Source organism: Bacillus massilinigeriensis (genome assembly GCF_900111815.1).
GTDB lineage: Bacteria > Bacillota > Bacilli > Bacillales > Cytobacillaceae > Mesobacillus_C > Mesobacillus_C mediterraneensis.
Genome location: NZ_LT630004.1, coordinates 2,168,141 through 2,193,482, shown reverse-complemented (window position 1 = coordinate 2,193,482; position 25,342 = coordinate 2,168,141). Strand labels below are relative to the sequence as shown.

At 42.8% G+C, this 25,342-nt stretch carries 23 protein-coding genes and 1 other annotated feature (1 of these 24 only partly in view); of the genes, 22 read left to right on the top strand and 1 reads right to left on the bottom strand.

Translation table 11 applies throughout. The features are described 5' to 3' along the window. Positions 1 to 4: 4 nt before the first annotated feature. The 5 genes from accD (at position 5) to BQ5796_RS11425 (ending at position 5,298) form a co-directional block, all read left to right on the top strand. On the top strand, positions 5 to 883 hold the full coding sequence (accD, locus tag BQ5796_RS11445; protein ID WP_071460361.1) for an acetyl-CoA carboxylase, carboxyltransferase subunit beta: 879 nt from the start codon (positions 5 to 7) through the stop codon (positions 881 to 883). Beyond that, positions 868 to 1,845 carry an acetyl-CoA carboxylase carboxyl transferase subunit alpha gene (gene accA / locus BQ5796_RS11440; protein WP_071460360.1) on the top strand — a complete coding sequence of 326 codons (978 nt, stop codon included), beginning with the start codon at positions 868 to 870 and terminating at the stop codon, positions 1,843 to 1,845. The genes accD and accA overlap by 16 nt, the downstream gene beginning before the upstream one ends. Before the next feature lie 246 nt (positions 1,846 to 2,091). After that, complete coding sequence (pfkA, locus tag BQ5796_RS11435) at positions 2,092 to 3,051, top strand: 6-phosphofructokinase (RefSeq protein ID WP_071460359.1); 960 nt, start codon at positions 2,092 to 2,094, stop codon at positions 3,049 to 3,051. A 37-nt stretch (positions 3,052 to 3,088) separates the two neighbouring features. Continuing rightward, on the top strand, positions 3,089 to 4,849 hold the full coding sequence (pyk, locus tag BQ5796_RS11430; protein ID WP_071460358.1) for a pyruvate kinase: 1,761 nt from the start codon (positions 3,089 to 3,091) through the stop codon (positions 4,847 to 4,849). 65 nt (positions 4,850 to 4,914) lie between these two features. After that, complete coding sequence (locus BQ5796_RS11425; RefSeq protein ID WP_071460357.1) at positions 4,915 to 5,298, top strand: FxsA family protein; 384 nt, start codon at positions 4,915 to 4,917, stop codon at positions 5,296 to 5,298. 77 nt (positions 5,299 to 5,375) lie between these two features. Here BQ5796_RS11425 and ytvI read toward each other — a convergent pair whose 3' ends face one another. Continuing rightward, positions 5,376 to 6,482 (bottom strand): sporulation integral membrane protein YtvI, encoded by a 1,107-nt coding sequence (gene ytvI / locus BQ5796_RS11420; RefSeq protein WP_071460356.1) that lies wholly within the window; start codon positions 6,480 to 6,482, stop codon positions 5,376 to 5,378. 162 nt (positions 6,483 to 6,644) lie between these two features. On the opposite strand from ytvI, the gene BQ5796_RS11415 reads away from it, so the two are divergent. The 17 genes from BQ5796_RS11415 (at position 6,645) to BQ5796_RS11330 (ending at position 25,040) form a co-directional block, all read left to right on the top strand. Further along, positions 6,645 to 7,115 carry a DUF441 domain-containing protein gene (locus BQ5796_RS11415; protein ID WP_071460355.1) on the top strand — a complete coding sequence of 157 codons (471 nt, stop codon included), beginning with the start codon at positions 6,645 to 6,647 and terminating at the stop codon, positions 7,113 to 7,115. A gap of 330 nt (positions 7,116 to 7,445) precedes the next feature. After that, positions 7,446 to 8,564 (top strand): citrate synthase, encoded by a 1,119-nt coding sequence (gene citZ, locus BQ5796_RS11405; protein WP_071461273.1) that lies wholly within the window; start codon positions 7,446 to 7,448, stop codon positions 8,562 to 8,564. Positions 8,565 to 8,738: 174 nt separating this feature from the next. Next, positions 8,739 to 10,007, top strand: a complete 1,269-nt coding sequence (icd, locus tag BQ5796_RS11400) for an NADP-dependent isocitrate dehydrogenase (RefSeq protein ID WP_071460353.1) — start codon at positions 8,739 to 8,741, stop codon at positions 10,005 to 10,007. A gap of 99 nt (positions 10,008 to 10,106) precedes the next feature. Next, entirely contained in the window at positions 10,107 to 11,039 is a 933-nt protein-coding gene (mdh, locus tag BQ5796_RS11395) for a malate dehydrogenase (RefSeq protein WP_428839318.1), read from the top strand. A 93-nt stretch (positions 11,040 to 11,132) separates the two neighbouring features. Continuing rightward, complete coding sequence (locus BQ5796_RS11390) at positions 11,133 to 11,612, top strand: MaoC/PaaZ C-terminal domain-containing protein (RefSeq protein ID WP_071460351.1); 480 nt, start codon at positions 11,133 to 11,135, stop codon at positions 11,610 to 11,612. A 108-nt stretch (positions 11,613 to 11,720) separates the two neighbouring features. Beyond that, positions 11,721 to 12,440: a response regulator transcription factor gene (locus tag BQ5796_RS11385; protein ID WP_071460350.1), complete on the top strand. Its 720-nt coding sequence runs from the start codon at positions 11,721 to 11,723 to the stop codon at positions 12,438 to 12,440. Next, complete coding sequence (gene pnpS, locus BQ5796_RS11380) at positions 12,437 to 14,197, top strand: two-component system histidine kinase PnpS (protein WP_071460349.1); 1,761 nt, start codon at positions 12,437 to 12,439, stop codon at positions 14,195 to 14,197. The genes BQ5796_RS11385 and pnpS overlap by 4 nt, the downstream gene beginning before the upstream one ends. A 298-nt stretch (positions 14,198 to 14,495) precedes the next feature. Then, positions 14,496 to 17,135: a DNA polymerase I gene (gene polA, locus BQ5796_RS11375; protein ID WP_071460348.1), complete on the top strand. Its 2,640-nt coding sequence runs from the start codon at positions 14,496 to 14,498 to the stop codon at positions 17,133 to 17,135. Between the two features lie 12 nt (positions 17,136 to 17,147). Beyond that, positions 17,148 to 17,978, top strand: a complete 831-nt coding sequence (gene mutM, locus BQ5796_RS11370) for a DNA-formamidopyrimidine glycosylase (protein ID WP_071460347.1) — start codon at positions 17,148 to 17,150, stop codon at positions 17,976 to 17,978. Positions 17,979 to 18,001: 23 nt separating this feature from the next. Further along, positions 18,002 to 18,598, top strand: a complete 597-nt coding sequence (gene coaE / locus BQ5796_RS11365) for a dephospho-CoA kinase (RefSeq protein WP_071460346.1) — start codon at positions 18,002 to 18,004, stop codon at positions 18,596 to 18,598. A 165-nt stretch (positions 18,599 to 18,763) separates the two neighbouring features. Continuing rightward, the gene (locus tag BQ5796_RS11360; RefSeq protein WP_071460345.1) at positions 18,764 to 19,795 is read left to right on the top strand and encodes a glyceraldehyde-3-phosphate dehydrogenase; all 1,032 of its coding nucleotides are present in this window, start codon (positions 18,764 to 18,766) and stop codon (positions 19,793 to 19,795) included. 321 nt (positions 19,796 to 20,116) lie between these two features. Further along, entirely contained in the window at positions 20,117 to 20,491 is a 375-nt protein-coding gene (gene speD, locus BQ5796_RS11355; protein WP_071460344.1) for an adenosylmethionine decarboxylase, read from the top strand. A gap of 99 nt (positions 20,492 to 20,590) precedes the next feature. Further along, positions 20,591 to 20,950, top strand: coding sequence for a hypothetical protein (locus BQ5796_RS11350; RefSeq protein ID WP_071460343.1), 360 nt, complete (start codon positions 20,591 to 20,593; stop codon positions 20,948 to 20,950). Between the two features lie 102 nt (positions 20,951 to 21,052). Beyond that, positions 21,053 to 21,514, top strand: coding sequence for a transcriptional regulator NrdR (gene nrdR, locus BQ5796_RS11345; protein WP_071460342.1), 462 nt, complete (start codon positions 21,053 to 21,055; stop codon positions 21,512 to 21,514). Positions 21,515 to 21,595: 81 nt separating this feature from the next. Next, positions 21,596 to 22,990 (top strand): replication initiation and membrane attachment family protein, encoded by a 1,395-nt coding sequence (locus BQ5796_RS11340; protein ID WP_071460341.1) that lies wholly within the window; start codon positions 21,596 to 21,598, stop codon positions 22,988 to 22,990. A gap of 5 nt (positions 22,991 to 22,995) precedes the next feature. Next, a complete protein-coding gene (gene dnaI, locus BQ5796_RS11335) occupies positions 22,996 to 23,925 on the top strand; it encodes a primosomal protein DnaI (protein WP_071460340.1) in 930 nt (309 codons plus the stop codon). A 260-nt stretch (positions 23,926 to 24,185) separates the two neighbouring features. Further along, positions 24,186 to 25,040: a putative sporulation protein YtxC gene (locus BQ5796_RS11330; RefSeq protein WP_071460339.1), complete on the top strand. Its 855-nt coding sequence runs from the start codon at positions 24,186 to 24,188 to the stop codon at positions 25,038 to 25,040. A gap of 81 nt (positions 25,041 to 25,121) precedes the next feature. Continuing rightward, positions 25,122 to 25,342: a binding site (T-box leader), on the top strand; it runs 18 nt beyond the window's last position.

Below are 25,342 nucleotides of genomic sequence, written 5' to 3'. Positions count from 1 at the left end.
TACTTTGCTTAAGGAGCTATTTACAAAATCGAAGAAAAAAAAATATGCGACTATACCTTCTGAAAGTGCAAAGCAGGATGTGCCAGAAGGCATCATGACAAAATGCCCTAATTGTAAAAAAATCATGTATACGAAAGAACTGCTGAAAAATTTGAAAGTATGCTTTCATTGTGGATACCATCATCAGATGGATTCCCGCGAACGAATACATAGTCTTGCGGACAGAGGAACTTTTATGGAGCTTGATAAGAATATGGTTTCAGAAAACCCGCTTGGATTTCCTGGATATGAGGAAAAACTCGAACAGGATAGGAAGAAAACGGGTCTACATGAGGCCGTTGTTACTGGGACGGTGAAGATTGGAGAGCAAGATGCGGTCGTTGCTGTTATGGATGCAACTTTTAGAATGGGGAGCATGGGTTCTGTTGTTGGAGAGAAAATAACGAGAGCCATTGAAAAGGCGGATGAACTATCTGTTCCCTTCATTATTTTTACTGCTTCAGGTGGTGCAAGGATGCAGGAAGGCGTACTGAGCCTCATGCAGATGGCAAAGACTAGCGTTGCATTAAAGCGATTTAGCGACAATGGGGGTCTAATCATTTCCATCATGACGCACCCTACTACAGGTGGCGTTTCTGCTAGCTTTGCTTCATTGGGAGACTACAATTTTGCAGAACCAGGCGCCCTTATCGGATTTGCAGGAAGGCGGATTATTGAACAGACGATACGCGAAGAACTCCCGGAAGATTTTCAGACTGCAGAGTTTCTCCTTAAACACGGTCAGCTTGATGCAGTTATTTCCAGAATTGAATTGAAGGAGAAATTAACTACCATTTTACAAATTCACCAGCCGGGAGGTCGTTTCGAATGGCAGGAGATTTAGCTTTTGAAAAGCCGGTAACTGAACTAAGAAAGAAGATTGCTGAATTAAAAGAGTTTACAATGAATACAGATGTCGACTTAAGTTCTGAAATAGACAAGCTGGAAGCAAGGCTAGCGAAGCTTGAGAAAGATATATATGAAAATTTAAAACCTTGGGATCGTGTCCAAATAGCAAGACACCCCGACAGGCCAACAACGCTAGAGTATATAAATCGTCTTTTCACCGACTTCTTTGAATGCCATGGAGACAGAGCATATGGAGATGACGAAGCAATTGTCGGCGGCATAGCTAAATTCCGGGGAATGCCGGTTACCGTGATCGGCCATCAGCGAGGCAAGGATACAAAAGAAAACATCCGCAGAAACTTTGGAATGCCTCACCCGGAAGGATATAGGAAAGCACTGCGCTTAATGAAGCAAGCAGAGAAATTTAACAGGCCTATTGTTTGTTTCATCGACACAAAAGGAGCATATCCTGGAAAAGCGGCTGAAGAGAGAGGGCAGAGCGAAGCAATAGCGAGGAACTTATTCGAAATGGCTGGCCTCCGCGTGCCTGTAGTGTGTATTGTTATTGGCGAAGGAGGAAGTGGAGGAGCTCTCGCACTTGGTGTTGGCAACATGATTCATATGCTTGAAAACTCGACTTACTCTGTTATTTCACCTGAAGGAGCTGCCTCCATTCTATGGAAGGATGCTGCGCTTGCCAAGAAAGCAGCTGAAACGATGCGTATAACTGCTCCTGACTTGAAAGAATTAGGAGTTGTAGACGAGATTATCCCTGAGGTGAAGGGCGGAGCCCATAGGGATGTGGACAATCAAGCAGAGCAAATTGAGAAGGTGCTCATGGACTCCTTGAAAACCCTTTGCAAGTATGATGAAGAATTGCTCGTTTCCCAACGATATGAGAAATATAAGATGATTGGTCGTTTTTCGTTTCTCAATGAGTATATAGGGGTAAATTAATGGCGTGCCTTATGGCGCGCCTTCTCTCGTATATTGGAAAAAACGTTTATTGGTTCCATATAAAACGCTTGCATTATACCGATAATTCCGTCTATCTAAGACAAAGCCATGATTAGATTGAGATAGTCTATTCTTCGTGGTATTTTAGAAATATTAAGAAGCAACAAGTGCATACTAAACAAGAATAAAGAAAAAAATGGTTACGCAATGCCATGTATCTATTGAATGAAAATGAGGTGAAGAATCATGAAAAGGATTGGAGTCTTAACAAGTGGCGGAGACGCCCCCGGTATGAATGCAGCAATAAGAGCAGTTGTAAGGAAGGCGATTTATCATAATATTGAGATTTACGGTGTTATTGGTGGATATGCTGGTTTAATTAGCGGAAACATTCAAAAGCTGGAGCTTGGTTCTGTTGGTGATATCATTCACCGCGGCGGCACCTTCTTGTATTCTGCTCGCTGTGAGGAATTCAAGACAAGGGAAGGGCAGGAAAAAGGAATCGAGCAGTTGAAGAAATTTGGTATTGAAGGGCTTGTTGTCATTGGCGGGGATGGTTCCTATATGGGAGCAAAAGCTCTGACGGAGCACGGTTTCCCGTGTGTTGGTGTTCCGGGTACCATTGACAACGACATCCCAGGAACAGAGTTCACCATTGGTTTCGATACAGCCCTGAATACTGTGATTGACGCAATTGACAAAATCCGTGATACAGCATCATCGCATGAACGTACGTTCGTGGTTGAGGTAATGGGTAGAAATGCTGGAGATATCGCACTATGGGCAGGTCTTGCAGGTGGAGCGGAAACGATACTGATTCCGGAAGATCCTTACGACATGAGAGATATTGCATCTCGTCTAAAAAAAGGTCATGCTCGGGGCAAGAAGCATAGTATCATTATCGTAGCTGAAGGTGTGATGAACGGCTATGAGTTCGGAAAACGTCTCAAGAAAGAAACCGACTTTGATACAAGGGTGACAGTTCTGGGCCATGTACAGCGCGGAGGATCTCCTACTGCTTTTGATAGAGTCCTTGCAAGCCGCCTTGGTGCAAAAGCTGTCGAGCTTCTTATGGATGGAAGCGGCGGAAGGGCCGTTGGTATCGAGAGAAATCGGCTTGTAGATTACGATATCATCGAAGCGCTTGCAAAGAAGCATACTGTTGATTTAAATCTGTATAAGCTTTCGAAAGAACTTTCAATTTAATTAACTTTGAATTCCGACAAATCAGGAGGTTAATAAGATGCGCAAGACAAAGATAGTATGTACAATAGGGCCTGCAAGTGAAAGTATAGAAAAACTGACAAAATTAATGGAATCCGGAATGAATGTCGCTAGGCTGAACTTCTCTCATGGCAACCACGAAGAGCATGCAGCGCGCATTACTAATATTCGGGAAGCTTCCAGAATTACCGGAAAGACCGTCGCTATCCTGCTTGATACGAAGGGTCCTGAAATCCGCACGAATGACATGGAGAATGGCGCCATTGAATTGAAATCCGGCAATAACGTCATCGTGTCAATGAAAGAAGTGCTTGGAACAGCAGAAAAGTTTTCCGTTACATACGACAGGCTGATTGATGATGTTCATGTTGGAGGTAAAATCCTGTTGGATGATGGGCTGATTGGCCTTGAGGTTACAGGAATTGATAAGGCGAACAGCGAGATCCATACAAAAATTATGAACAGCGGAACATTGAAAAACAAAAAAGGCGTTAACGTTCCGGGAGTATCCGTCCAGCTGCCGGGAATTACAGAAAAAGACGCAAATGACATTCTCTTTGGAATACAACAGGGAGTAGATTTTATTGCAGCATCCTTTGTCCGCAGGGCATCTGATGTACTTGAAATTCGAAGACTTTTGGAAGAGAACAATGCAACATACATCAACATCATTCCAAAGATCGAAAACCAAGAAGGTGTCGATAATATCGACGAAATTCTCGAAGTTTCAGAAGGATTGATGGTTGCCCGCGGAGACTTGGGAGTGGAAATTCCTGCAGAGGAAGTACCTCTAGTGCAGAAGCAGCTTATAAAAAAATGCAATGCACTTGGCAAGCCGGTCATCACAGCTACCCAAATGCTTGACTCTATGCAGCGGAATCCACGGCCTACACGTGCTGAAGCAAGTGATGTTGCCAATGCGATACTAGATGGAACGGATGCTATTATGCTTTCCGGTGAAACAGCTGCGGGCACATACCCTGTAGAGGCTGTACAGACCATGCACAATATTGCTTCCCGTACGGAAGAAGCACTTAACCATAAGAACTTACTCTCCAATTTAAGTAAGGACAGTGAGCATACGATTACAGATGCTATCGGACAATCTGTTGCTCATACAGCGTTAAACCTTGATGTAAATGCCATCATTACGCCTACCGAAAGTGGGCATACTGCGAGAATGATCTCCAAGTATCGCCCAAAGGCGCCGATTGTTGCTGTTACATCAAAAGACCATGTCTGCAGAAGACTTGCACTTGTATGGGGTGTCTATCCACAGCTCGGAAAAAGTGCTGAAACGACGGATGAAATGCTTTCCTCCGCTGTAGAAGAAAGCGTAAATAGCGGACATGTTAAGCACGGAGATCTTGTTGTAATTACTGCAGGAGTACCTGTTGGCGAAGCTGGCACAACCAACCTGATGAAAATCCATGTCGTTGGAGATATCATCGCAAAAGCTCAAGGTATCGGAAGAAAATCATCTTATGGAAAAGTTGTTCTTGCTCGCGATGCACAAGAAGCTCTTTCGAAAGTAACAGAAGGCAGCATTTTGGTAACCATTGGTTCTGACCGTGATATGGTGCCTGCTATTGAAAAATGCAGCGCACTCATCACAGAAGAAGGTGGGCTCACTAGCCACGCTGCTGTCGTGGGCCTGAGCTTGGGAATCCCGGTAATAGTCGGTGTTGAAAATGCGATGAACCTGTTCCAAGATGGCCAGGAAATTACAGTAGATTCATCAAGAGGTGTCATTTACAACGGGCATGCAAGTGTGCTCTAATAAAAGGAGGGACGGAATATTTTCCGTCCTTTTTTTCAATGAAAATAGGCAGGGGGTAAGAACTAGTGCAATATATTCTTTTCTTTCTCATCGTTGTTCCCGCTGCGGAAATCGGTATCCTTATGCTGTCCGGAAAGACGATCGGTGTCTTCCCGACAATTGCCATGATTATCATCACCGGGATAGCAGGAGCAGCACTTGCAAAGAACCAAGGTATGGCAGTTCTTCAAAAAGTGCGCTACCAATTAAGCAGGGGAGTATTGCCGGGAGAAGAAGTGATTGACGGCATTTGTATTCTTGTAGGTGGTGTCCTATTGCTTACTCCGGGCTTTTTGACTGATTTGATGGGATTCATCCTGCTGGCACCGCCTGCCCGCAGAATAGTAAAGCCATTATTGAACAAAGCATTTCGCAGATGGATGGATAGGAATACGATTATCATTAAGTAATTGGAGATGTTAATCAAAAAAGGGCCAGCCACCAGCCATTTTGGCAGGTGAAAAGCCCCTTTTTTGATTAGGGTCTATCAGCCTTTGATATAGCCCCAAAGGTCACGAAATACTCCTCCGCGATGCAGTGCATTGAAAATAACTAAAGTTACGGGTCCCATAATCAATCCAATAAAACCTAATAATTTAAAGCCCACAAACAATGCGATCAAGGTGGCAAGCGGATCTAATCCTAAACCTGAGGAAAGAAGCCTAGGCTCCATGATCTGCCGCTGAACGAGAACGATTGTATATAAAATGCCGAGACCGAGTGCGCTTGCGTGATCTCCTGATATCAGCTCATAACCAATCCATGGAAGGAAGACAGCTCCTGTTCCAAGATAAGGAATCAAGTCAACGATCCCTGTTACAAGGGAAATCGTAATGGCATAATCCACTTTTAAAACAAGGAGCCCAATAAGAACGATTACTGTTGTAATAGAAACTAGGGTTGTCTGTGCTTTTAAAAATCCCAATAAGGCTTTCCGCAAATCTTCAAACACTGTTCTGCCGCTTTTTCTTGCTTTCAGAGGCAGAAACTTTCCTCCAAGCGCCCATAGGCGGTACCAGTCTTTACTGATAAAAAAAGTTCCAAGCAGAGAAAAAACGAGTACGCTAGCGGCATTGGGGAACCAGGAAAGAATTTTCGGGATATTTTCAAAGAAGGTTTGGATGAAATCACCTGCCGCTAAACTTATGCGACTACCAACAGTTTTTATGTTCATCAAAATAGTTTCCTGTTGTCCTGAATCAAGACTTTGAAAAATACTTGCAAAGTTGTTGTAAATCGGAATAATTTGGGCAGCGAAACGCTCTTCGATAAAAGAAATAAGCGTATTTAAGTGAAGGGGAACGGTTCGGGCAAGGTAATCAGCGCCTGATGCTATTTCAACGATTAGGAGTGTTACCAGCCCAGCAATGCTTCCCAGAAGCAGCATTAGGGATAGCAAAACAGCGAAACTCCGAGGCATTTTCCCTTTATACTGAATGAAATCAACAACCGGGTTTATGAAGAAAGCCAGGAAAAAGCCGATTAGAAAAGGATATAGCAAACTTGTAAGATAATAGGATAAGACTGCAAAGCCTAGGGAAAACCCGCTTACTGCAACTAGCCTTGCCGCTCTTCCGGCGAATGCTGGATTCACTTATTCAACACCTCCTCTTTTGGTGGGTGACAATACATATTATATGGGCTAGTCCAAGGATACATGACTACACGACCAACCTAATTTCCCCATTTGTTTTTACTGGGAATTCTAAACTTTGGAAGCTTGTTTCACATTATGTTAAAATAGCTTTAAGGAAGGATGAGAATTTTGGTATATGGACCTTTTCTTTTTTTAGGCTTGCTGCTCCTCATTTCTTTAATAGCAAAAAACCAATCTCTTATGATTGCAGTAGCAGTGCTCCTTCTTTTGAAAATAATAGGATCAGATTCTAGAATTTTTTCCGTTATTCAAGGAAGAGGAATCAATTGGGGTGTTACGATTATCACAATTGCCGTTTTGGCCCCCATTGCCAGCGGCGAAATTGGTTTCAGGGATTTGTCCAGTTCATTTAAATCACCATATGCTTGGATTGCCCTTGTATCAGGTATTCTTGTAGCATTATTGGCAAAAGGCGGCATCACTTTACTTGCAAAAGATCCTCACATCACAACAGCCCTTGTATTTGGTACGATCCTTGCAGTTTCTCTATTCAAAGGGGTTGCAGTCGGTCCGCTAATAGGAGCGGGAATTGCCTATGCAGCAATGAGATTGTTTGAATTTGTGAAATAGCCTTTTACTGAAATAATATATTCGTAAATTATGTTCTTTCCATTCACAAAAGTCTGATTATTGTTTATAATAGGACTTGTAATTATAACCATTGTCGAATGGTTATAGAATATGGGCCTCCAGCATTCTTTTGCTAAGAGAAAATGTAAGCATTTACTTTTTGGCTCCATCTGAGCAAACGCTCGGTTTACAAGCTCTCTTGGTAAAGTTTCTAAGGGAAGCGTTAAGGGTAATTTCATTATGATTCCTTCAGCTGGATGTTATTCCGGTCTCACAAGAAATACAGGCAAAAGGAATGGGAAAATTAATACAACAAAGGAGAGGTTGAGGATGACGGTAACAAGAGGTCTAGAAGGGGTAGTAGCAACGACTTCCTCTATCAGTTCAATCATTGACGATACACTAACATATGTAGGTTATAATATTGATGATCTTGCTGAGAACGCAAGCTTTGAAGAAGTGATTTACCTATTGTGGCATAGAAGGCTTCCTGTTCAATCAGAACTCGATGAACTGAAAAAAGAGCTTGCCCAAAATATGGCTCTTCCACAGGGTGTTCTGGAACATTTCAAGATGTATCCAATCAAAACAGTTCATCCAATGGCCGCGCTTCGCACAGCAGTTTCCCTCTTGAGTCTCTATGATGATGAAGCTGATGTCATGGAAGAAGAAGCGAATTTCCACAAAGCAGTGCGTCTGCAGGCGAAAATGCCGGCAATTGTTACAGCATTCGCTCGTATAAGAAAAGGACTTGAACCGATTGCACCTAGGGAGGACCTGAATTTTGCAGCGAACTTCCTTTACATGCTGACAGGAAAAGATCCAGAACCGATTGCTGTCGAAGCATTCAATAAAGCACTCGTACTCCATGCTGACCATGAATTGAACGCATCCACTTTTACAGCGCGTGTTTGCGTAGCTACTTTGTCCGATGTATATTCTGGTGTTACCGCAGCAATCGGAGCACTGAAAGGACCTCTTCACGGCGGAGCTAACGAAGCAGTGATGCGCATGCTTAAGGAAATAGGTACGCTGGAAAATGTGGAACCTTATGTACGCAAAAAGCTTGAGAAAAAAGAAAAAATCATGGGATTCGGCCATCGTGTATACAGGAAAGGCGATCCCCGTGCTAAGCATTTGAGAGAAATGTCTCAAAAATTGACAGAACTAACGGGAGAGCCTCATTGGTACCAAATGTCAATCCAAATTGAGGATATTGTGACTCGCGAAAAGAACCTTCCTCCGAATGTTGATTTTTATTCTGCTTCCGTCTACCATAGCTTGGGTATCGATCATGACCTGTTCACGCCAATTTTCGCAGTAAGTCGTGTGTCCGGATGGCTTGCGCATATTCTTGAGCAATATGAAAACAATCGCTTGATCAGACCGCGTGCTGAATATACCGGTCCTGGAATGCAAAAATACGTAGAAATCGGATTGCGCGGATAATAGCATTAGCATTCACAGCGTTTTGCTTTCAAGATAGAATCTGCTGTAATAGAATGAAATAGAACAGAATTCTTTCCAAACTGGTGATTTGGAAAGGATTGATACGACGGAAGAGAGTAGGCTGTCTGCAAGCCTTCTCTCTAGCCGAATTGAACGAGAGAGGGAGAGATAGAAATGCAAGGTGAAAAAATCACGGTAAACAATGGAGTTTTAAATGTACCAAACAATCCAATTGTTCCATTTATTGAAGGGGACGGAACAGGACCGGATATTTGGGCAGCTTCTGTTCGTGTCCTTGATGCAGCTGTGGAAAAGGCTTACAAAGGAGAGCGCAAGCTTGTATGGAAGGAAGTCCTCGCTGGGGAGAAGGCATTTAACAAGACGGGAGAATGGCTGCCAGCTGAGACATTGGAGGCTATCAATGAATACCTTATCGCAATCAAGGGACCTCTGACAACGCCGGTTGGCGGCGGAATCCGCTCGCTGAACGTAGCGCTTCGTCAAGAACTCGACCTTTTTGTTTGCCTGCGTCCTGTTCGCTGGTTCGAAGGTGTACCATCTCCGGTAAAGCGTCCACAAGACACTGACATGGTCATCTTCCGTGAAAATACTGAAGACATTTATGCAGGTATTGAGTATGCTAGCGGAAGCGCGGAAGCAAAGAAGATGATGGATTTCCTTCAAAATGAAATGGGTGTCAAAAAAATCCGTTTCCCTGAAACATCCGGCATTGGCATCAAGCCTGTCTCTAAAGAAGGAACAGAGCGCCTTGTACGCTCCGCGATTAACTATGCGATCAAAGAAGGCCGCAAGTCGTTAACGCTTGTACATAAAGGAAATATCATGAAATTCACAGAAGGCGCGTTCAAGAGCTGGGGCTATGAGCTAGCTGAGCGTGAGTTTGGTGAGAAAGTATTCACATGGGCACAGTATGACCGCATCAAAGAAGAGCAGGGAGCAGATGCTGCGAACAAGGCGCAGGCTGAAGCTGAAGCAGCTGGAAAGATTATTGTAAAAGATGCAATTGCTGATATCTTCCTGCAACAAATTTTGACTCGTCCACGTGAATTCGATGTTGTTGCAACAATGAACCTAAACGGAGACTACATTTCCGATGCTCTAGCAGCACAGGTAGGCGGAATCGGAATTGCACCTGGAGCAAACATCAACTACGAAACAGGCCACGCTATCTTTGAAGCAACTCATGGAACAGCTCCAAAGTATGCAGGTCTTGATAAAGTTAATCCATCATCCGTTATCCTATCAGGTGTTCTAATGCTTGAACATCTTGGATGGACAGAAGCGGCTAACATGATCGTGAAATCAATGGAAGATACGATTGCTTCCAAAGTGGTGACTTACGACTTTGCAAGATTGATGGATGGAGCTACTGAAGTCAAGACTTCACAGTTTGGCGATGAACTGATTAAAAACATGAAATAGTAACTTTTGCTGGGCTGTTCTTTCGGAACGGCCTTCTGCATATAAGAACTGCAGATGGGATTTAGATCACTTCCATGGCAGGAGGGAATAATAGTGCCAATGAAGCGTAAAAAAGTTTCTGTAATCGGCGGCGGATTTACTGGAGCAACAACAGCCTTCATGATTGCCCAAAAAGAGCTTGCGGATGTTGTGCTTGTCGATATTCCACAAATGGAAAATCCCACAAAAGGGAAGGCCCTTGATATGCTCGAAGCTGGACCAGTCCAAGGCTTTGATGCAATTATCACAGGTACTGCTAATTATGAGGACACCCAGGATTCAGATATTGTGGTAATAACAGCAGGAATTGCGCGTAAACCAGGTATGTCCCGGGACGACCTAGTGCAGACAAATCAGAAAATCATGAAGAGTGTTGCAAAGGAAGTTGTAAAATATTCTCCCGACTGCTTCATCGTCGTGTTGACGAATCCGGTTGATGCAATGACCTACACGGTTTTTAAGGAATCAGGATTTCCGAAAAATCGGGTTATCGGCCAATCGGGAGTGCTGGACACAGCTAGATTCCGTACTTTTGTCGCACAGGAGCTGAATCTTTCCGTTAAGGATGTAACGGGCTTTGTCCTTGGGGGGCATGGCGATGATATGGTTCCGCTTGTTCGTTATTCTTACGCTGGTGGCATCCCATTAGAGAAGCTAATACCAAAAGATCGCCTTGATGCAATCGTGGAGCGCACCCGCAAAGGCGGCGGTGAAATCGTGAACTTGCTTGGTAATGGCAGTGCCTATTATGCACCTGCAGCCTCGCTTGTTGAAATGGTCGAAGCCATTCTTAAAGATCAGCGCCGTGTTCTTCCATCCATTGCTTTTCTAGAAGGAGAGTATGGATATGCGGGAATTTATCTAGGAGTACCAACAATCTTAGGTGCTGGCGGCATAGAAAAAATCATTGAGTTGGATTTGACGCCAGAAGAAAAAGCCGCGCTTGATAAGTCAGCAGATTCTGTTCAAAAGGTGATGGAGATTCTCGCTTAAATTACAGCAGACTATGGAGGAACAGAAAATAGGGGGAATCTTTCCCCCTTTTTTTACAAACAAATTTTCGGGGACCATCAAGGGGGAATAACAATGTTGCTAGGAAAAAAGCGAAAGCTTGGGAGAACGATAGAAGAAATCGCTGCAGGGGAAAAGCTTACACTGACAGAAAAAATAGAGGATAAGGATTTATTGCTGTATCTTGGGTTGACGAATGATTCAAACCCTCTGTACATTCAGCATGATTACGCTTCACAAACACCTTATAAAAAACCGATTGTTCCATCTGTCATGCTATCTGGCATCGTGACATCCGCGATATCCAAGTATCTTCCGGGGCCAGGGAGCAGAGTCGTGAAACAGGAAATTGAATTTGTAAAACCGGTTTATCATTATGCAACTGTAGAGTTTTTGTTTGAGGTAACCGACGTGGATAAAGAAGGACATCTCATTATGATTGATGTGGAAGCTGTAAACGAAGAGAAAGAGGCAGTACTGAAGGGAACATTAGCTGTTTGTCCTCCTTATGTCTTAAATACATTAGATGGTAATATACTCGAAAACTTTTGGTGAGAATGCCGGTGTACGAATGTACACCTCTTTTTTGTTTTTTAGTTTCCCTTTATAATAGTAATATGCAATTTTGGATGAAATGGGGTAATTTCTTATTTGGAGGGCATTATGGACAAAAAAGTATTGGTAGTTGATGATGAACAGTCGATTCTAACACTGCTGAAATACAATCTAGAGCAGGCGGGGTACTCCGTACTGACTGCTGCAGACGGCGAGGAAGGGAAAGATCTGGCTGTTTCAGAGAATCCAGATTTAATTATTCTGGATTTAATGCTTCCAAAGCTTGATGGAATTGAAGTGTGCAAGGAGCTTCGGCAGCAAAAGGTGATGACCCCGATTTTAATGCTGACAGCGAAAGATGACGAGTTTGATAAGGTACTAGGATTGGAACTAGGGGCGGACGATTATATGACTAAACCCTTTAGTCCCAGGGAGGTAGTTGCGCGGACAAAAGCTATTTTAAGAAGAGCTCAGCTTCATCAGGATGCCGCAACGAAGCAGGAAGAGGAAACGGCGGATACGTTATTGATTGGCGACATTAAGATTCTACCGGAATTCTATGAGGCTTACTTCCTTGAAAATCTCTTGGAATTAACGCCAAAAGAATTCGAGCTTTTGCTTTATCTTGCGAAAAACAAAGGACGAGTGCTTACAAGGGACCAATTGTTAAGCGCGGTGTGGAATTATGACTTTGCAGGTGATACAAGAATCGTGGATGTCCATATTAGCCACTTAAGGGAAAAAATTGAACAGAACACAAAAAAACCTTCTTATATTAAAACCATTCGCGGATTAGGTTATAAACTGGAGGAACCAAGAACGGAATGACAAAGTACAGAATGCGGCTTTTCGTTGCACTAGCCAGCCTCCTGATTACCGTGATGGTCATCTTAGGATTCTTTATAAGCCAAGCATTCAGGAATTTTCATCATGAAATGTTTAATAGAGAGCTTCAAGGGGAAGCAGACATTGCAGCCGGAATCATTGAGAAACAAGGGAATATTGAGACGCTTGAACAGACGGAATTAAAGGATACGGCAAAGAAGCTAAGCACAAGGATACTTGTCTTTCACGGAGATAAAAATGTTTTCGACAGTAATGATCATCAACATCATTCCGAGGAAGGCCAAAGAAAGGCCGTCGAAAAAGCACTGCAAGGAAGCTTGAATAAAAGCAGTGAACCGTTTTTCCACGGGGATGCTGCGTGGAAGTATTACCCCCTTTCTTTCGGCGGGAATAAAGGAGACTATTTTCTTCTCCTTGAAAGGGAATCAGAGGAATATCAGGCAGTGGAGAGCAGGATTTGGTCCATCCTTGGAATCAGCATCGGTTTGGCGATGGTTCTGATTATTTTCATTGTATCAAAGATTACCAACCGTTATACGAAACCGATTGATTCAGCTACAAATGTAGCAATGGAGCTTGCAAAGGGAAACTATCGAGCTCGAACGTATGAGGATCATAGTGATGAAACTGGGATGTTAGGGGCCTCTATCAATATTCTTGCACGAAATCTTGAAGAGTTGATGAAAGCGCAGGAAATGCAGCAAGACCGGTTAAGCACGCTAATTGAAAGCATGGGGAGCGGGCTGATCCTTATTGACAGCCGAGGGTATATCAATTTAATCAACAGAGCCTATAAAGATATTTTTGATGTGGAACCGGCGGATTACCTCTATAAACTATACTATGAAGTAGTAGAGCATAAGGAAATCCGGCTGCTAATCGAAGATATTTTTATGACGGAGCAGAGGACCGCTCGGCAAGTGGTGCTTCCATTAGGAATTGAAAGAAGACACTTCCATGTGTATGGAGTGCCAATTATCGGCATGAATAATGTTTGGAAAGGTGTTCTTCTTGTATTTCATGATATTACGGAATTAAAGAAACTGGAACAGATGCGAAAGGACTTTGTTGCAAATGTTTCACACGAGTTGAAAACACCGATTACTTCGATCAAGGGATTCACTGAAACGCTTTTAGATGGAGCGATGAATGATAGGGGAAGTCTTGAGGCGTTCCTCCCCATCATCTTGAAGGAAAGTGAAAGGCTGCAAACGCTTGTTCAAGACTTGCTTGATTTGTCCAAGCTGGAGCAGCAAGGATTTTATCTTGATTTGCAAGAAATCAATATTGTTACGGAAATAAAAGAAGTAATAGCTATTCTTCAATCTAGAGCGAATGAGAAGCAAATATGCCTCGAATTTACAGAGCCTGAACAAGAAACAACGGCGGAAGGTGATGCAAACAGGCTGAAGCAAGTCTTCATCAACCTTATCAGCAATGCAATAGCCTATACTCCAAATGGCGGTTTGGTTTCTGTAGCCGTGCGAGATTACAGAGACGGAATCATTGTTAAGGTGAAGGATACTGGAATTGGAATTGAAAAAGAAGAGATACCGAGGATTTTTGAACGTTTTTATAGGGTCGATAGGGCGAGAAGCAGGAATTCTGGTGGTACAGGACTAGGTCTTGCTATTGTCAAACACATTGTAGAAGCCCATAAAGGGAGCATCCAAGTGAAAAGCGAAGTGGGTAAAGGAACTGTTTTCTACATAAGGCTTAAGAAAAAAGTACCGAAATAACGGAAAAGGGAGAAGGGGTTACCAATTTTACAGTATATTAACAATGGATTCATTGTTGCTTTACAATGTGCTGTTACAATTCTTATTGTAAACCCCTTCATCCAAGGAGCAGAAAAAAGGACGTGAGCCGACCCCGCTTGCGTCCTTTTTCCGTTTTTAAGGACAAGGCCGTTGTTTTTCTTTCTCTTCTATCTCATGGTAGAATAAATGTCAGGAAATAGATGGTCGCTGCTTCAAAATATGTTCATATTGGCTTTGCCAAATGGCCTGTCAAAAGGATGATGAAGGAGGAAGAAAGATGACAGAGAATAAGCTTGTACTAATAGATGGCAACAGTATTGCATACAGGGCTTTCTTTGCGCTGCCGCTGCTCAATAATGATAAAGGTATCCATACGAATGCTGTATACGGCTTTACCATGATGCTGATGAAAATCATGGAGGATGAGAAGCCGACACATATGCTAGTCGCTTTCGATGCCGGAAAGACGACTTTCCGGCATGCAACATTCAGTGAGTATAAGGGAGGGAGGCAAAAAACACCTCCAGAACTTTCCGAACAGTTTCCTTTACTTAGGGAACTTCTTAAGGCATACGGAATAAAGCAGTACGAACTGGAAAATTACGAGGCAGATGATATTATCGGGACTTTGTCATCTCAAGCAGAAAAGGATGGGTTTGAAGTGAAGGTCATCTCTGGTGACAAGGACCTCACCCAGCTGAGTTCATATACAACCACTGTCAGTATTACAAGGAAGGGGATTACTGATATCGAGGATTACACACCTCAACATATTGAGGAGAAGTATGGACTCAGACCAGAACAGATCATTGATATGAAAGGGCTGATGGGAGATTCCTCTGATAATATTCCTGGTGTTCCGGGGGTTGGGGAGAAAACGGCTATCAAATTATTGAAGGAATTCGGTACGTTAGAAAATCTTCTTGATTCCGTTGATGAGGTAAAAGGGAAAAAGCTTCAGGAAAAGCTTCGGGAATTTAAGGATCAGGCTGTCATGAGCAAGCAGCTTGCAACCATCGAAAGGAAAGTGCCCATTGGTTTGGAGTTGTCTGCGCTCCAATACGAAGGGTATGAGAAGGAAGGATTGCTGAAGCTGTTCAGGGAGCTGGGGTTCAACTCCTTGTTAGATAAGATTGATGATGGTAATGGCGAGCATGTGGAAAAATTGGAGTTAGAAGAAATCCAGTTTGAATGCATGGAGGAAGTAACTGCGGATATTTTTTCGAAAGAGAATGCTTTTTACGTAGAGGTTCTCGATGATAATTATCATTATGCAAACATCGTTGGCTTGGCAGTCGTTAATGAAAAAGGAAACTTCTATTTTTCAGTTGAAAACGCTTTGGATTCTAAAGCTTTTAAGGAATGGGCAGAGGATGAAACCTGCATAAAAACCGTTTATGATGCGAAGCGTTCGGAAGTTGTTCTTCGCCATAGAGGCATACATTTAAAAGGGGTGGAGTTCGATGTTCTCTTAGCATCCTATATATTGAACCCTTCGGAAAATGCAGAGGATTTATCAGAACTGGCAAGGCTTCACGGTGTGAAAGGACCTGAGTCGGACAATGCCTTCTACGGGAAAGGCGCTAAGAGGGCGATACCGGAAGAAGAAAGGCTTTCAGAACATATCGTAAGGAAAGCTCTACTTTTGTTGGAACTCGAGAATACACTGACGGCAGGACTGAAGGAAAATGAACAATGGGAATTGTTCACTAATCTTGAAATGCCTTTGTCTCTTGTGCTGGCCGATATGGAATTCCAAGGGATCAAGCTAGATACTGCTAGGCTGGAGGATATGGGAAGCGAGATCAAGGCCAAGCTCGAAAAAATTGAAGCTGAAGTATACCGGCATGCAGGGGAACAATTCAATATTAACTCGCCAAAACAGCTAGGAGTCATCCTGTTTGATAAGCTCAAGCTTCCGGTTATCAAAAAAACAAAGACAGGATATTCGACGTCAGCCGATGTCCTTGAACAGCTTGCGCCAAAGCACGAAATTATCAGGGAAATTCTGCATTACCGCCAGCTGGGCAAACTTCAGTCAACGTATGTTGAAGGTTTGAAAAAAGTAGTGAATAAAAAAAGCGACAAGGTTCATACCCGCTTTAATCAGGCGCTTACCCAGACAGGCAGGCTTAGTTCGACGGATCCTAACCTTCAAAATATTCCTATCAGGCTAGAAGAAGGTAGGAAAATCAGGCAGGCATTCGTAGCCTCCGAGAAAGACTGGGTCATTTTCGCTGCTGATTATTCCCAGATTGAGCTCCGGGTACTGACGCATATCGCTGGGGATGAAAAGCTGATGGAAGCGTTTAGGGAAGACCTCGATATCCATACGAAAACAGCCATGGAAGTATTCCATGTTGGACCGGACGAAGTGACTTCAAATATGAGAAGGCATGCAAAAGCAGTTAATTTTGGAATTGTGTATGGAATAAGCGATTATGGACTATCACAGAGCCTTGGTATCTCACGGAAGGAAGCTGGGCAATTCATTGAAAGATATTTAAAGAGCTATCCGGGCGTCCAAGAGTATATGGAAGACATTGTGAAGGATGCGAAGCAAAAAGGGTTCGTTAGCACCATTCTTCATAGAAGACGTTATATTCCGGAAATTACAAGTCGTAACTTCAACTTGAGAAGCTTTGCTGAAAGGACTGCAATGAATACGCCGATCCAGGGAAGTGCGGCAGATATCATTAAAAAAGCAATGATTGAAATGGCAGCAAGGCTGAAGAAGGAAAACCTGCGTTCCAGGCTGCTGCTGCAAGTACATGATGAACTGATTTTTGAAGTTCCTCAGGATGAGATTGAAGTAATGAAAGATATTGTCCCTGACGTAATGGAAAACGCAGTCGAACTCAATGTTCCGCTTAAGGTTGATTTTGCTTATGGAAAAACGTGGTTTGATGCGAAGTAGGGGGGAGAAGCTGTGCCTGAATTGCCAGAAGTGGAAACCGTTAGGAAGACTCTTGAGACTCTAGTCCTTGGAAAAGAGATAGAGGAAGTAGAAGTGCGATGGCCGAAAATGGTGAAACAACCGGTAGAAACAGCCTTATTTATTGACAGCCTTAAAGGGGAGAAAATAGACTCGGTTAGCAGGAGAGGGAAGTTTCTCATTTTTTATACACCTCATTATGCGCTTGTTTCGCATTTGCGAATGGAAGGGAAGTACATGCTCTCCAAGCATGGAGAAGAAAGTGACAAGCATGTGCATGCTATCTTTGCTTTTACGGATGGCAGTGAATTGCGATACCGCGATGTAAGGAAGTTCGGGACATTCCATCTATTCGGGAAGGGGACTGAATTCAAGCATCCACCTCTTTCCGGTTTGGGACCTGAACCTTTTTCTGAAGCATTTACTCCAGAACTGCTTGAAGAAAGGCTGGGTAAGACCAATAGAAAAATTAAAGCAGCGTTGCTAGATCAGAAACTGGTAGTTGGTCTTGGCAATATTTATGTCGATGAGGCATTGTTCCGGGCAGGTATTCATCCAGAAAGACTAGCCAGTTCCATAACTGTTGTTGAAACCTATAGGCTTCATAAAGAAATCGTTGCAACCTTGAAAGAAGCAGTAGATAAAGGCGGCAGTACAATCCGCACTTATATCAACTCTCAAGGTAAGATGGGCTTATTTCAGCTGGAGTTGAATGTATACGGGAGAAAAGATAAGCCCTGCAAAAATTGCGGGGGACCAATAAGGAAAAGTGTAGTCGGCGGCCGGGGGACGCATTACTGTCCATCCTGCCAGCCTGCAGGCTAAGGCAAAGAAGAGGTGGAAAAGCAATGGGGGTCATCATTGGATTGACTGGCGGGATAGCAAGCGGCAAAAGCACCGTATCACGTTTATTAGAAAAAAGAGGATTTCCAATCATAGATGCTGACATTGAAGCGCGGAATGCAGTCGAGAAAGGTGAACCCGCATATGAAAAGATTGTGAAAGAATTCGGAGAAGGAATTCTGCACCCAGATGGTAATATCGACAGGGCGAAGCTTGGCAGTATTGTTTTCTATGATGAAGCCAAACGAAAGCTCCTGAATGGCTTTGTACATCCAGACGTAAGGAGGAGGATGGCAGAGAAAAGAGATGAAGCGATTCAATCAAATGCAAAGGCAGTCGTACTGGATATCCCCCTCTTGTTTGAAAGCGGACTCGAAAACATGGTGGACAAGATTCTTGTCGTATATGTTGATGAAGAGACACAGCTTCGAAGGCTGATGGCAAGAAATAATTACTCTAAGGAAGAAGCATTGGCAAGAATTCACTCGCAAATGCCTCTTAGGGATAAAGTGAAGCTTGCAGATTCAGTCATAGACAACAGTAGAACAGTAGAAGAAACTAACGTCCAGCTTGAGCAGAGTCTTGCAAAATGGCGGATTTGAACCTGAAAAGGTTCTTTTTTTTTGCCATTGAATTTAGAACTTTTTTCTGAATTATTTTATATTTAAAATGTGTGTTTTTAATAATCACAAATAATTTCAATTGTGTTATACTGATTACTGATGAGGGGTATTAGAGTATAACATTAATGTGGAAGGGGCCGTAATATGAAGGCAAGAATCGCAATAAATGGTTTTGGGAGAATCGGAAGAATGGTTTTTAGAAAAGCTATTCTTGATAATAATCTTGAGGTTGTCGCCATTAATGCAAGCTATCCGGCGGAAACTTTAGCTCATTTGATTAAGTATGATTCAACACATGGGCAGTTTCATGGAGAAGTTGTTCCAGCAGGAGATGCTTTGATTGTAAACGGCAAACGAGTTAAACTGCTTAGCAACCGCAACCCTGCAGAGCTTCCTTGGAGAGAATACAATATTGATATTGTCATAGAAGCGACAGGAAAGTTTAATTCAAGAGACAAGGCAGCGCTACACCTCGAAGCAGGCGCGAAAAAAGTTATCCTGACTGCTCCAGGAAAAGAAGAAGACATTACAGTGGTAATGGGAGTAAATCATGACAAACTTGTAATTGAGGAGCATGATGTCATTTCCAATGCTTCCTGTACAACAAACTGCCTGGCTCCAGTAGCCAAGGTTTTGAATGACAAATTTGGAGTCAATAATGGCTTGATGACAACTGTCCATGCTTATACTAATGACCAAAATAACATTGATAACCCACATAAGGATTTGCGAAGGGCACGCTCTTGCGGTCAATCGATTATCCCTACGTCTACCGGGGCTGCGAAAGCGCTTTCCCTTGTGCTTCCTGAATTAAAAGGTAAATTGCATGGCATGGCTCTTCGAGTTCCAACACCTAATGTTTCGCTTGTTGATTTAGTAGTTGATTTGGAAAAAGAAGTGACAGTGGATGAAATTAATGATGCTTTCCTTGAAGCCTCAAAAGGTGCTTTAAAGGGAATTCTTGATATTACAACAGATCCGCTTGTTTCTATAGACTTTAATACAAATCAACATTCTGCAATTATCGATGGGTTATCTACAATGGTAATTGGAGATAAGAAAGTCAAGGTGCTTGCATGGTATGACAACGAGTGGGGATATTCCTGCCGGGTTGTTGATTTAACTAACCATGTTGCAAAAGCAATGACTGAAACATCTGCTGTACAGGTCGGTTAAATACTTCAATAGAACAGCAAACAAGCCTGTGCTTACTGCGCAGGCTTGTTTGCTGTTCTATTTTGAATAAGTTGGGATGAAAGCAATTTTACCTCCATTAACAGTACTGATAACCTTAGTAAATATTTTCAGGAAATTTATATTGCAAAACGAAATTAAACCATATATACTAGTCATCGTGAACTTCTTACCGAGGTTATGTTTAGCTGCTTAAAGGGTTAGGACCTCTTTGGACTAACTTTCCCCCGTGGTAGTTAACGGCCATAAAAAAATAAGAAATTCATTTTAGTAGCTAAAATAGTAAGAGGGGGAAACTGAATAATGGAAACAATGGGTCGTCATGTAATTTCTGAATTATGGGGCTGCGATTTTGACAAGTTAAATGACATGGATTATATTGAACAAACTTTTGTAGCGGCAGCGCTGAAATCAGGTGCTGAAGTCCGCGAAGTGGCTTTCCACAAGTTTGCACCACAAGGTGTAAGCGGGGTTGTCATTATCTCTGAATCACATTTAACTATTCACAGCTTTCCGGAACATGGTTATGCTAGTATTGATGTCTATACATGCGGGGATCTAAATCCTAACATTGCTGCAGACTACATAGGTGAAGCGCTTGGAGCCCAGACACGTGAGAATATTGAGATTCCAAGAGGCATGGGTCCTGTACAAATCAAACAGGCTAAGGCATTATAATAATCGAAACTAACATGAGAGGTGTATGAATACACCTCTTTTTCATTTTTACTGAAATAAGTTAAAATAATACCAATAAGCAAGATGGAGGTATCTTAAATGGGCCGCTATAAGAAGCTTTGTGAGACAAAGGAGAACCACCAGGATGCAGCATTGATTACTAGGTATTATAAAGTCAATTTTCAGCAGGCTTTTGATGTGGTGGAGGAAATTCTCCGACGAGATCCAATGGCTAAGATTATCAGCAAATCGCCCGAGCATGGGGAAATATCGGCTGACATTGGCAATGGGTCATCTTTTCTTGTTTGTACTGTGATAACGATTAAACCATATACAACTGCAGTAGATTTTGTCCTATCCACAGAAAAGCTATCTATTCTCGGAACCTATCCTCTTTTGAAAAGGAAAGTGGTTTCTCTTTATGAAAGTCTCGGGGAACGTCTCCCGTTATTGAAGTGACTAATAGCGGTTAATCCATTGCTTGCAGGGTTTCTTTTTAATAAGATAGAAGTATGAACATTGCATAATGGAAGATAGAAAAAATTCGGAGCTGATGGAAATATGAAATGTCCAGCATGCCAAAACAATTCGACCCGTGTACTCGATTCCCGCCCGGTTGATGAAGGGAAATCGATACGGAGAAGGCGGGAATGCGAAGCGTGCAGCTATAGGTTTACCACGTTTGAAAAAGTGGAGGAGACTCCGCTCATTGTGGTCAAGAAAGAAGGGACAAGGGAAGAGTTCAATAGGGACAAGCTCTTAAGAGGTTTGATCAAAGCATGTGAAAAACGGCCTGTTGCGCTAAAAGAGCTTGAAACAATTGTTTCCGAAGTGGAAAAAGAACTGCGGAACCAAGGAGTTGCCGAAGTGAAAAGTGAAGCGATTGGTGAGATGGTGATGGACAGGCTTGCCAAAGTTGACGAGGTTGCGTATGTAAGATTTGCATCCGTATATAGGCAGTTCAAAGATATCAATGTATTCATTGAAGAATTAAAAGAGTTGATTAAGAAAGAACAGGGCTAAAAGAGTCGAAGGTGTTTTCTGGCTCTTTTTTTGGCGGGACTGCCGCTTTTTTGAATGGCCCGGAAAGGCAGTTGCAATTATATGGGACATCATTGGCAGGAAATTTTACCGGTCGATCATTATACTGTTTCCTCTAGCGGACTTATTCAGGAATACGATAGGAAGGTATTGACTTTTCTTTACCAACCATTGATAGGTCCTTCGTGTCTCAGCCTGTATTTTACCCTTTGGGCAGAACTGGAAGAGAATAGGCTTTGGTCCGGAACAGTAACTCATCATAGCCTTATGACGATAACCGGATCCGGCCTTGATGAAATTTACCGTGCAAGACTCAAGCTTGAAGCCATAGGGCTTCTAAAGACATATGTCCGCAAGGAGAGAGAAAGGTCCTTTATTTATGAACTGCAGCCGCCTTTGTCTCCGGAACAATTTTTTCTAGACGGGATGTTGAATATATACCTATACCGCAAAGTAGGAAGGACTCAATTCAACAGATTGAAGCGGTTTTTTGCGGACAGGAAGGGTGCAGATACTGATCAGAGTTACGAAGAAGTGACTCGTTCATTTCAAGATGTCTTTGCCTCCGTCTCTGGCGAAGCATTGAAGATCGCACAAAGTGCGGCAGAAGACCTGGATGCCGCGGAGGGAGAGGCTTTCATTGGACGTTCTGATCCAATGGGAATAAAAGTCGAGGCGGAGTTTGATTTCGAACTCCTGCTGGCAGGATTGCAAGAATCGTTGATTCCCTCAAAAGCTCTTACTCAAAAGGTAAAGAGAGCGATAGGAAAACTAAGCTTCCTTTACGGAATCGATGTGCTGCAAATGAAGAATTTACTCCTTGGATCCTTGACGGAGGACGATGAAATCGATATCGAAGAGTTAAGAAAATCGGCAAGGGATTGGTACCAATTTGAAAACAATGACGAACTTCCGGCATTGCTTGACAGGGTTCAGCCTATTCAAAAACGTGTTTCGACAGGCAACTCGGATTCAACGGAAGAACAGCTCATTCAATATTTAGAAACAACCTCTCCGCGTGAATATTTACTTCATATTTCCGAAGGTGCGGCTCCTACGAAGAATGACCTTCAGATCATTGAGGAGATTATGTTCAAACAGAAGTTAGAGCCCGGCGTTGTCAATGTCCTTATCGAGTATGTTATGTTGAAGACGGATATGAAACTGAATAAGGGGTATATCGAGAAAATCGCTGGACACTGGTCCAGGAAGCGGATTCAAACGGTGAAAGATGCGATGGAGCTCGCGAAGCGAGAACATCGTCAGTATTTGGAATGGGCGCAAGAGAAGAAAGGCAAGAATTCAACCACTGTCAGAAATTCGAAGAAAGAACACCTTCCTGAATGGTTTGAAAAAAAAGGTGAGACACGCAAGCCTTCTGTGGAAGAAGACTTTGACTTTGAGGAAGAAAGAAAGAAACTGGAAGAGGAATTGAAAAAATTTGATGGCGGGAGGTGATGTCCATGCAGAAGATCAACGAGACGCTCAGGAAGCTTTCAAAGAGTCCTGATTTTCAGAAACGGTACGAAGCTCAGCGGAATGAAGTGCTCAGCGACCCGGGCATCCAGGAATTTCTGCGGAGGAATGGGGACAGCATTTCCCGGGAAACGGTCGATAAAAGCATGATGAAGCTGCATGAGTATACTTCTCAGAGTAAAGCGTGCAAAAGCTGCAGCAGTCTGGAATCCTGTGGGAACATGATTCCTGGATACGAACCAGTGCTTGTCCTGAACGGTTCGTTTATTGATGTCAAGTATGACCGTTGTCCGAAGAAAGTGCTTTATGATGAAAATAAAAAGAACGAACGCCTGATCGAGAGCATGTTTGTCCCGAAAGAAATCTTAAAAGCCTCTTTTGTCCAAATTGAGATTGATAAAGAAAGATTCATGGCAATTAAGATGGCGAAAGATTTCGTGGAAAAATATCAGCCTGGAGAACGGCAAAAAGGCTTGTATTTTCACGGGCCGTTCGGTACGGGGAAATCGTACCTATTAGGAGCGATCGCAGGAGAGCTTGCGAAAAAACAAGTTAGTTCTTTACTCATTTATGCTCCGGAGCTTTTCCGTGAAATGAAAAATTCCATTGGAGACAATTCCATCGGAGATAAGCTGGATGCAATTAAGAAAGTTCCGGTTTTAATGCTCGATGACCTTGGAGCGGAAACAATGAGTGCTTGGATCAGGGATGATATTCTCGGTCCTATTCTTCAATATCGGATGGTCGAGAACCTGCCAACCCTGTTTTCTTCCAACTATGATTTGCAAGATCTTCAGCATCATTTAGCGCATAGCCAGCGCGGTGGCGAGGAACAATTGAAAGCTGCCCGAATTTTAGAGAGAATCAAGTACCTTGCTGATCCTGTCCTCGTAGATGGTGCTAACAGGAGGATATAGCTGTTAAAGCTGTCTCGGATCTCCAAGCTCACAGAAAACATATTCATTTTATAGACTTTCCTGGATGGGCTAATATTAAAGTGCAAAGAGAACAAAAAACAAAAAAGCTGGACTAATCCCGAAATATGGAATGAGTCCAGCTTTTTTTTATCGTGATTGTTTGCGTCCAAATATTTGAAGTCGTGATTTCCTCTGCTTCTAAATACGGCAAGTCCCCCATATACATGAAATCAGAGAATATATACAACGGGGGGATATCGTTGATTGAAATCGTCTTCCAAAATAGCAGGGAAGCATTAAACCTGCATGAGCATTTGGTGAGGAATATGCCAAGCTTGCATGAGGAGAGAAGAATCCTTGTGGATGAAGGCAAAAACAGTGTGGTAATCATAAAACCCTCAATGTCAGGAGAGGAAATTCAACGTATACGGAAAGGTTTCTATGAATTTATTCTTACTCATAAGCGGGATGATTTTTTTCGCTGGATATTAAAAGAACGCTTTTTTTATACTGAAGAAGAGGAGCAAGACCAAATATTATCCATCATCTCGTCTCTTTTGGAAGGGAAGAGACGAGACTTAGAGCCTTTTCTGACAGGGCAGGATGAAAAAGAATTAATCCATGAAGAGATACAAGAAATGCTTACAGACAATATTTCTTTCTCTTTTGACTCCTTTGCAAGGTTCAGGTTAAAGCCATTTATCGAAAAACTATACAGCTATGTGGAAATTGGTATCGATGAGTACAAAATGGAACAGGAATATCAGGTTTTTATTGAAACGCTTAGGGCTTTCCTTTCAGAAAGAACTCCTCTCAAAGATGAACTGCATGTGTTGCTGATGAACGGGGAAACTGTCTTCTATGATCACGATTATCAAGAGCTGAAAAGGAGTGAACTGTTTCATATGATTGACAGGAAACTCCTAGTGAACCATCCGGTATATGTCGATTCCGTTACAATCGCTCCGCTGCTCTCTATTGCACCATCAACGATTTTTCTCTATCCCGAACATCCTGACCAGCCGCTTGTCCGGACAATCCAGAACATCTTTGAAGAACGGGTGATCATTCGGGAAAGCCTTGAGTTTATGAAGCAAAGAAGCCAAGCAAATTGAATGATAGAAAAATGTCCTCAGCAGGCACTTGATTTTGCCGTTATTACCCACTATAATTACCTACATAATATTCTATTTTGAGCAAATGTACTGATGAGGACATGAGCAATCTTTACAGGTTCACAGAGAGGGAAGGTCAGGTGCAAGCTTCCTAACACTAAAGAAATGCTTACCGCCTCTGAACTTCAGTCGTGAACGCCCTAACGGGTAATTAGCAGCTGACGGCACCCTGCCGTTATCAGGACCTAAGCTGTTCTGTGTACTTTTTTCACGGAGCGGAAAATTGGGTGGAACCGCGTGTT

Bases quoted from the DNA above. Each gene is read 5' to 3' on its own strand.
- accA (WP_071460360.1), top strand. From the start codon at position 868: ATGGCAGGAGATTTAGCTTTTGAAAAGCCGGTAACTGAACTAAGAAAG.
- pfkA (WP_071460359.1), top strand. From the start codon at position 2,092: ATGAAAAGGATTGGAGTCTTAACAAGTGGCGGAGACGCCCCCGGTATG.
- pyk (WP_071460358.1), top strand. From the start codon at position 3,089: ATGCGCAAGACAAAGATAGTATGTACAATAGGGCCTGCAAGTGAAAGT.
- BQ5796_RS11415 (WP_071460355.1), top strand. From the start codon at position 6,645: ATGAGAATTTTGGTATATGGACCTTTTCTTTTTTTAGGCTTGCTGCTC.
- citZ (WP_071461273.1), top strand. From the start codon at position 7,446: ATGACGGTAACAAGAGGTCTAGAAGGGGTAGTAGCAACGACTTCCTCT.
- icd (WP_071460353.1), top strand. From the start codon at position 8,739: ATGCAAGGTGAAAAAATCACGGTAAACAATGGAGTTTTAAATGTACCA.
- mdh (WP_428839318.1), top strand. From the start codon at position 10,107: ATGAAGCGTAAAAAAGTTTCTGTAATCGGCGGCGGATTTACTGGAGCA.
- BQ5796_RS11390 (WP_071460351.1), top strand. From the start codon at position 11,133: ATGTTGCTAGGAAAAAAGCGAAAGCTTGGGAGAACGATAGAAGAAATC.
- BQ5796_RS11385 (WP_071460350.1), top strand. From the start codon at position 11,721: ATGGACAAAAAAGTATTGGTAGTTGATGATGAACAGTCGATTCTAACA.
- pnpS (WP_071460349.1), top strand. From the start codon at position 12,437: ATGACAAAGTACAGAATGCGGCTTTTCGTTGCACTAGCCAGCCTCCTG.
- polA (WP_071460348.1), top strand. From the start codon at position 14,496: ATGACAGAGAATAAGCTTGTACTAATAGATGGCAACAGTATTGCATAC.
- coaE (WP_071460346.1), top strand. From the start codon at position 18,002: ATGGGGGTCATCATTGGATTGACTGGCGGGATAGCAAGCGGCAAAAGC.
- BQ5796_RS11360 (WP_071460345.1), top strand. From the start codon at position 18,764: ATGAAGGCAAGAATCGCAATAAATGGTTTTGGGAGAATCGGAAGAATG.
- speD (WP_071460344.1), top strand. From the start codon at position 20,117: ATGGAAACAATGGGTCGTCATGTAATTTCTGAATTATGGGGCTGCGAT.
- BQ5796_RS11350 (WP_071460343.1), top strand. From the start codon at position 20,591: ATGGGCCGCTATAAGAAGCTTTGTGAGACAAAGGAGAACCACCAGGAT.
- nrdR (WP_071460342.1), top strand. From the start codon at position 21,053: ATGAAATGTCCAGCATGCCAAAACAATTCGACCCGTGTACTCGATTCC.
- BQ5796_RS11340 (WP_071460341.1), top strand. From the start codon at position 21,596: ATGGGACATCATTGGCAGGAAATTTTACCGGTCGATCATTATACTGTT.
- dnaI (WP_071460340.1), top strand. From the start codon at position 22,996: ATGCAGAAGATCAACGAGACGCTCAGGAAGCTTTCAAAGAGTCCTGAT.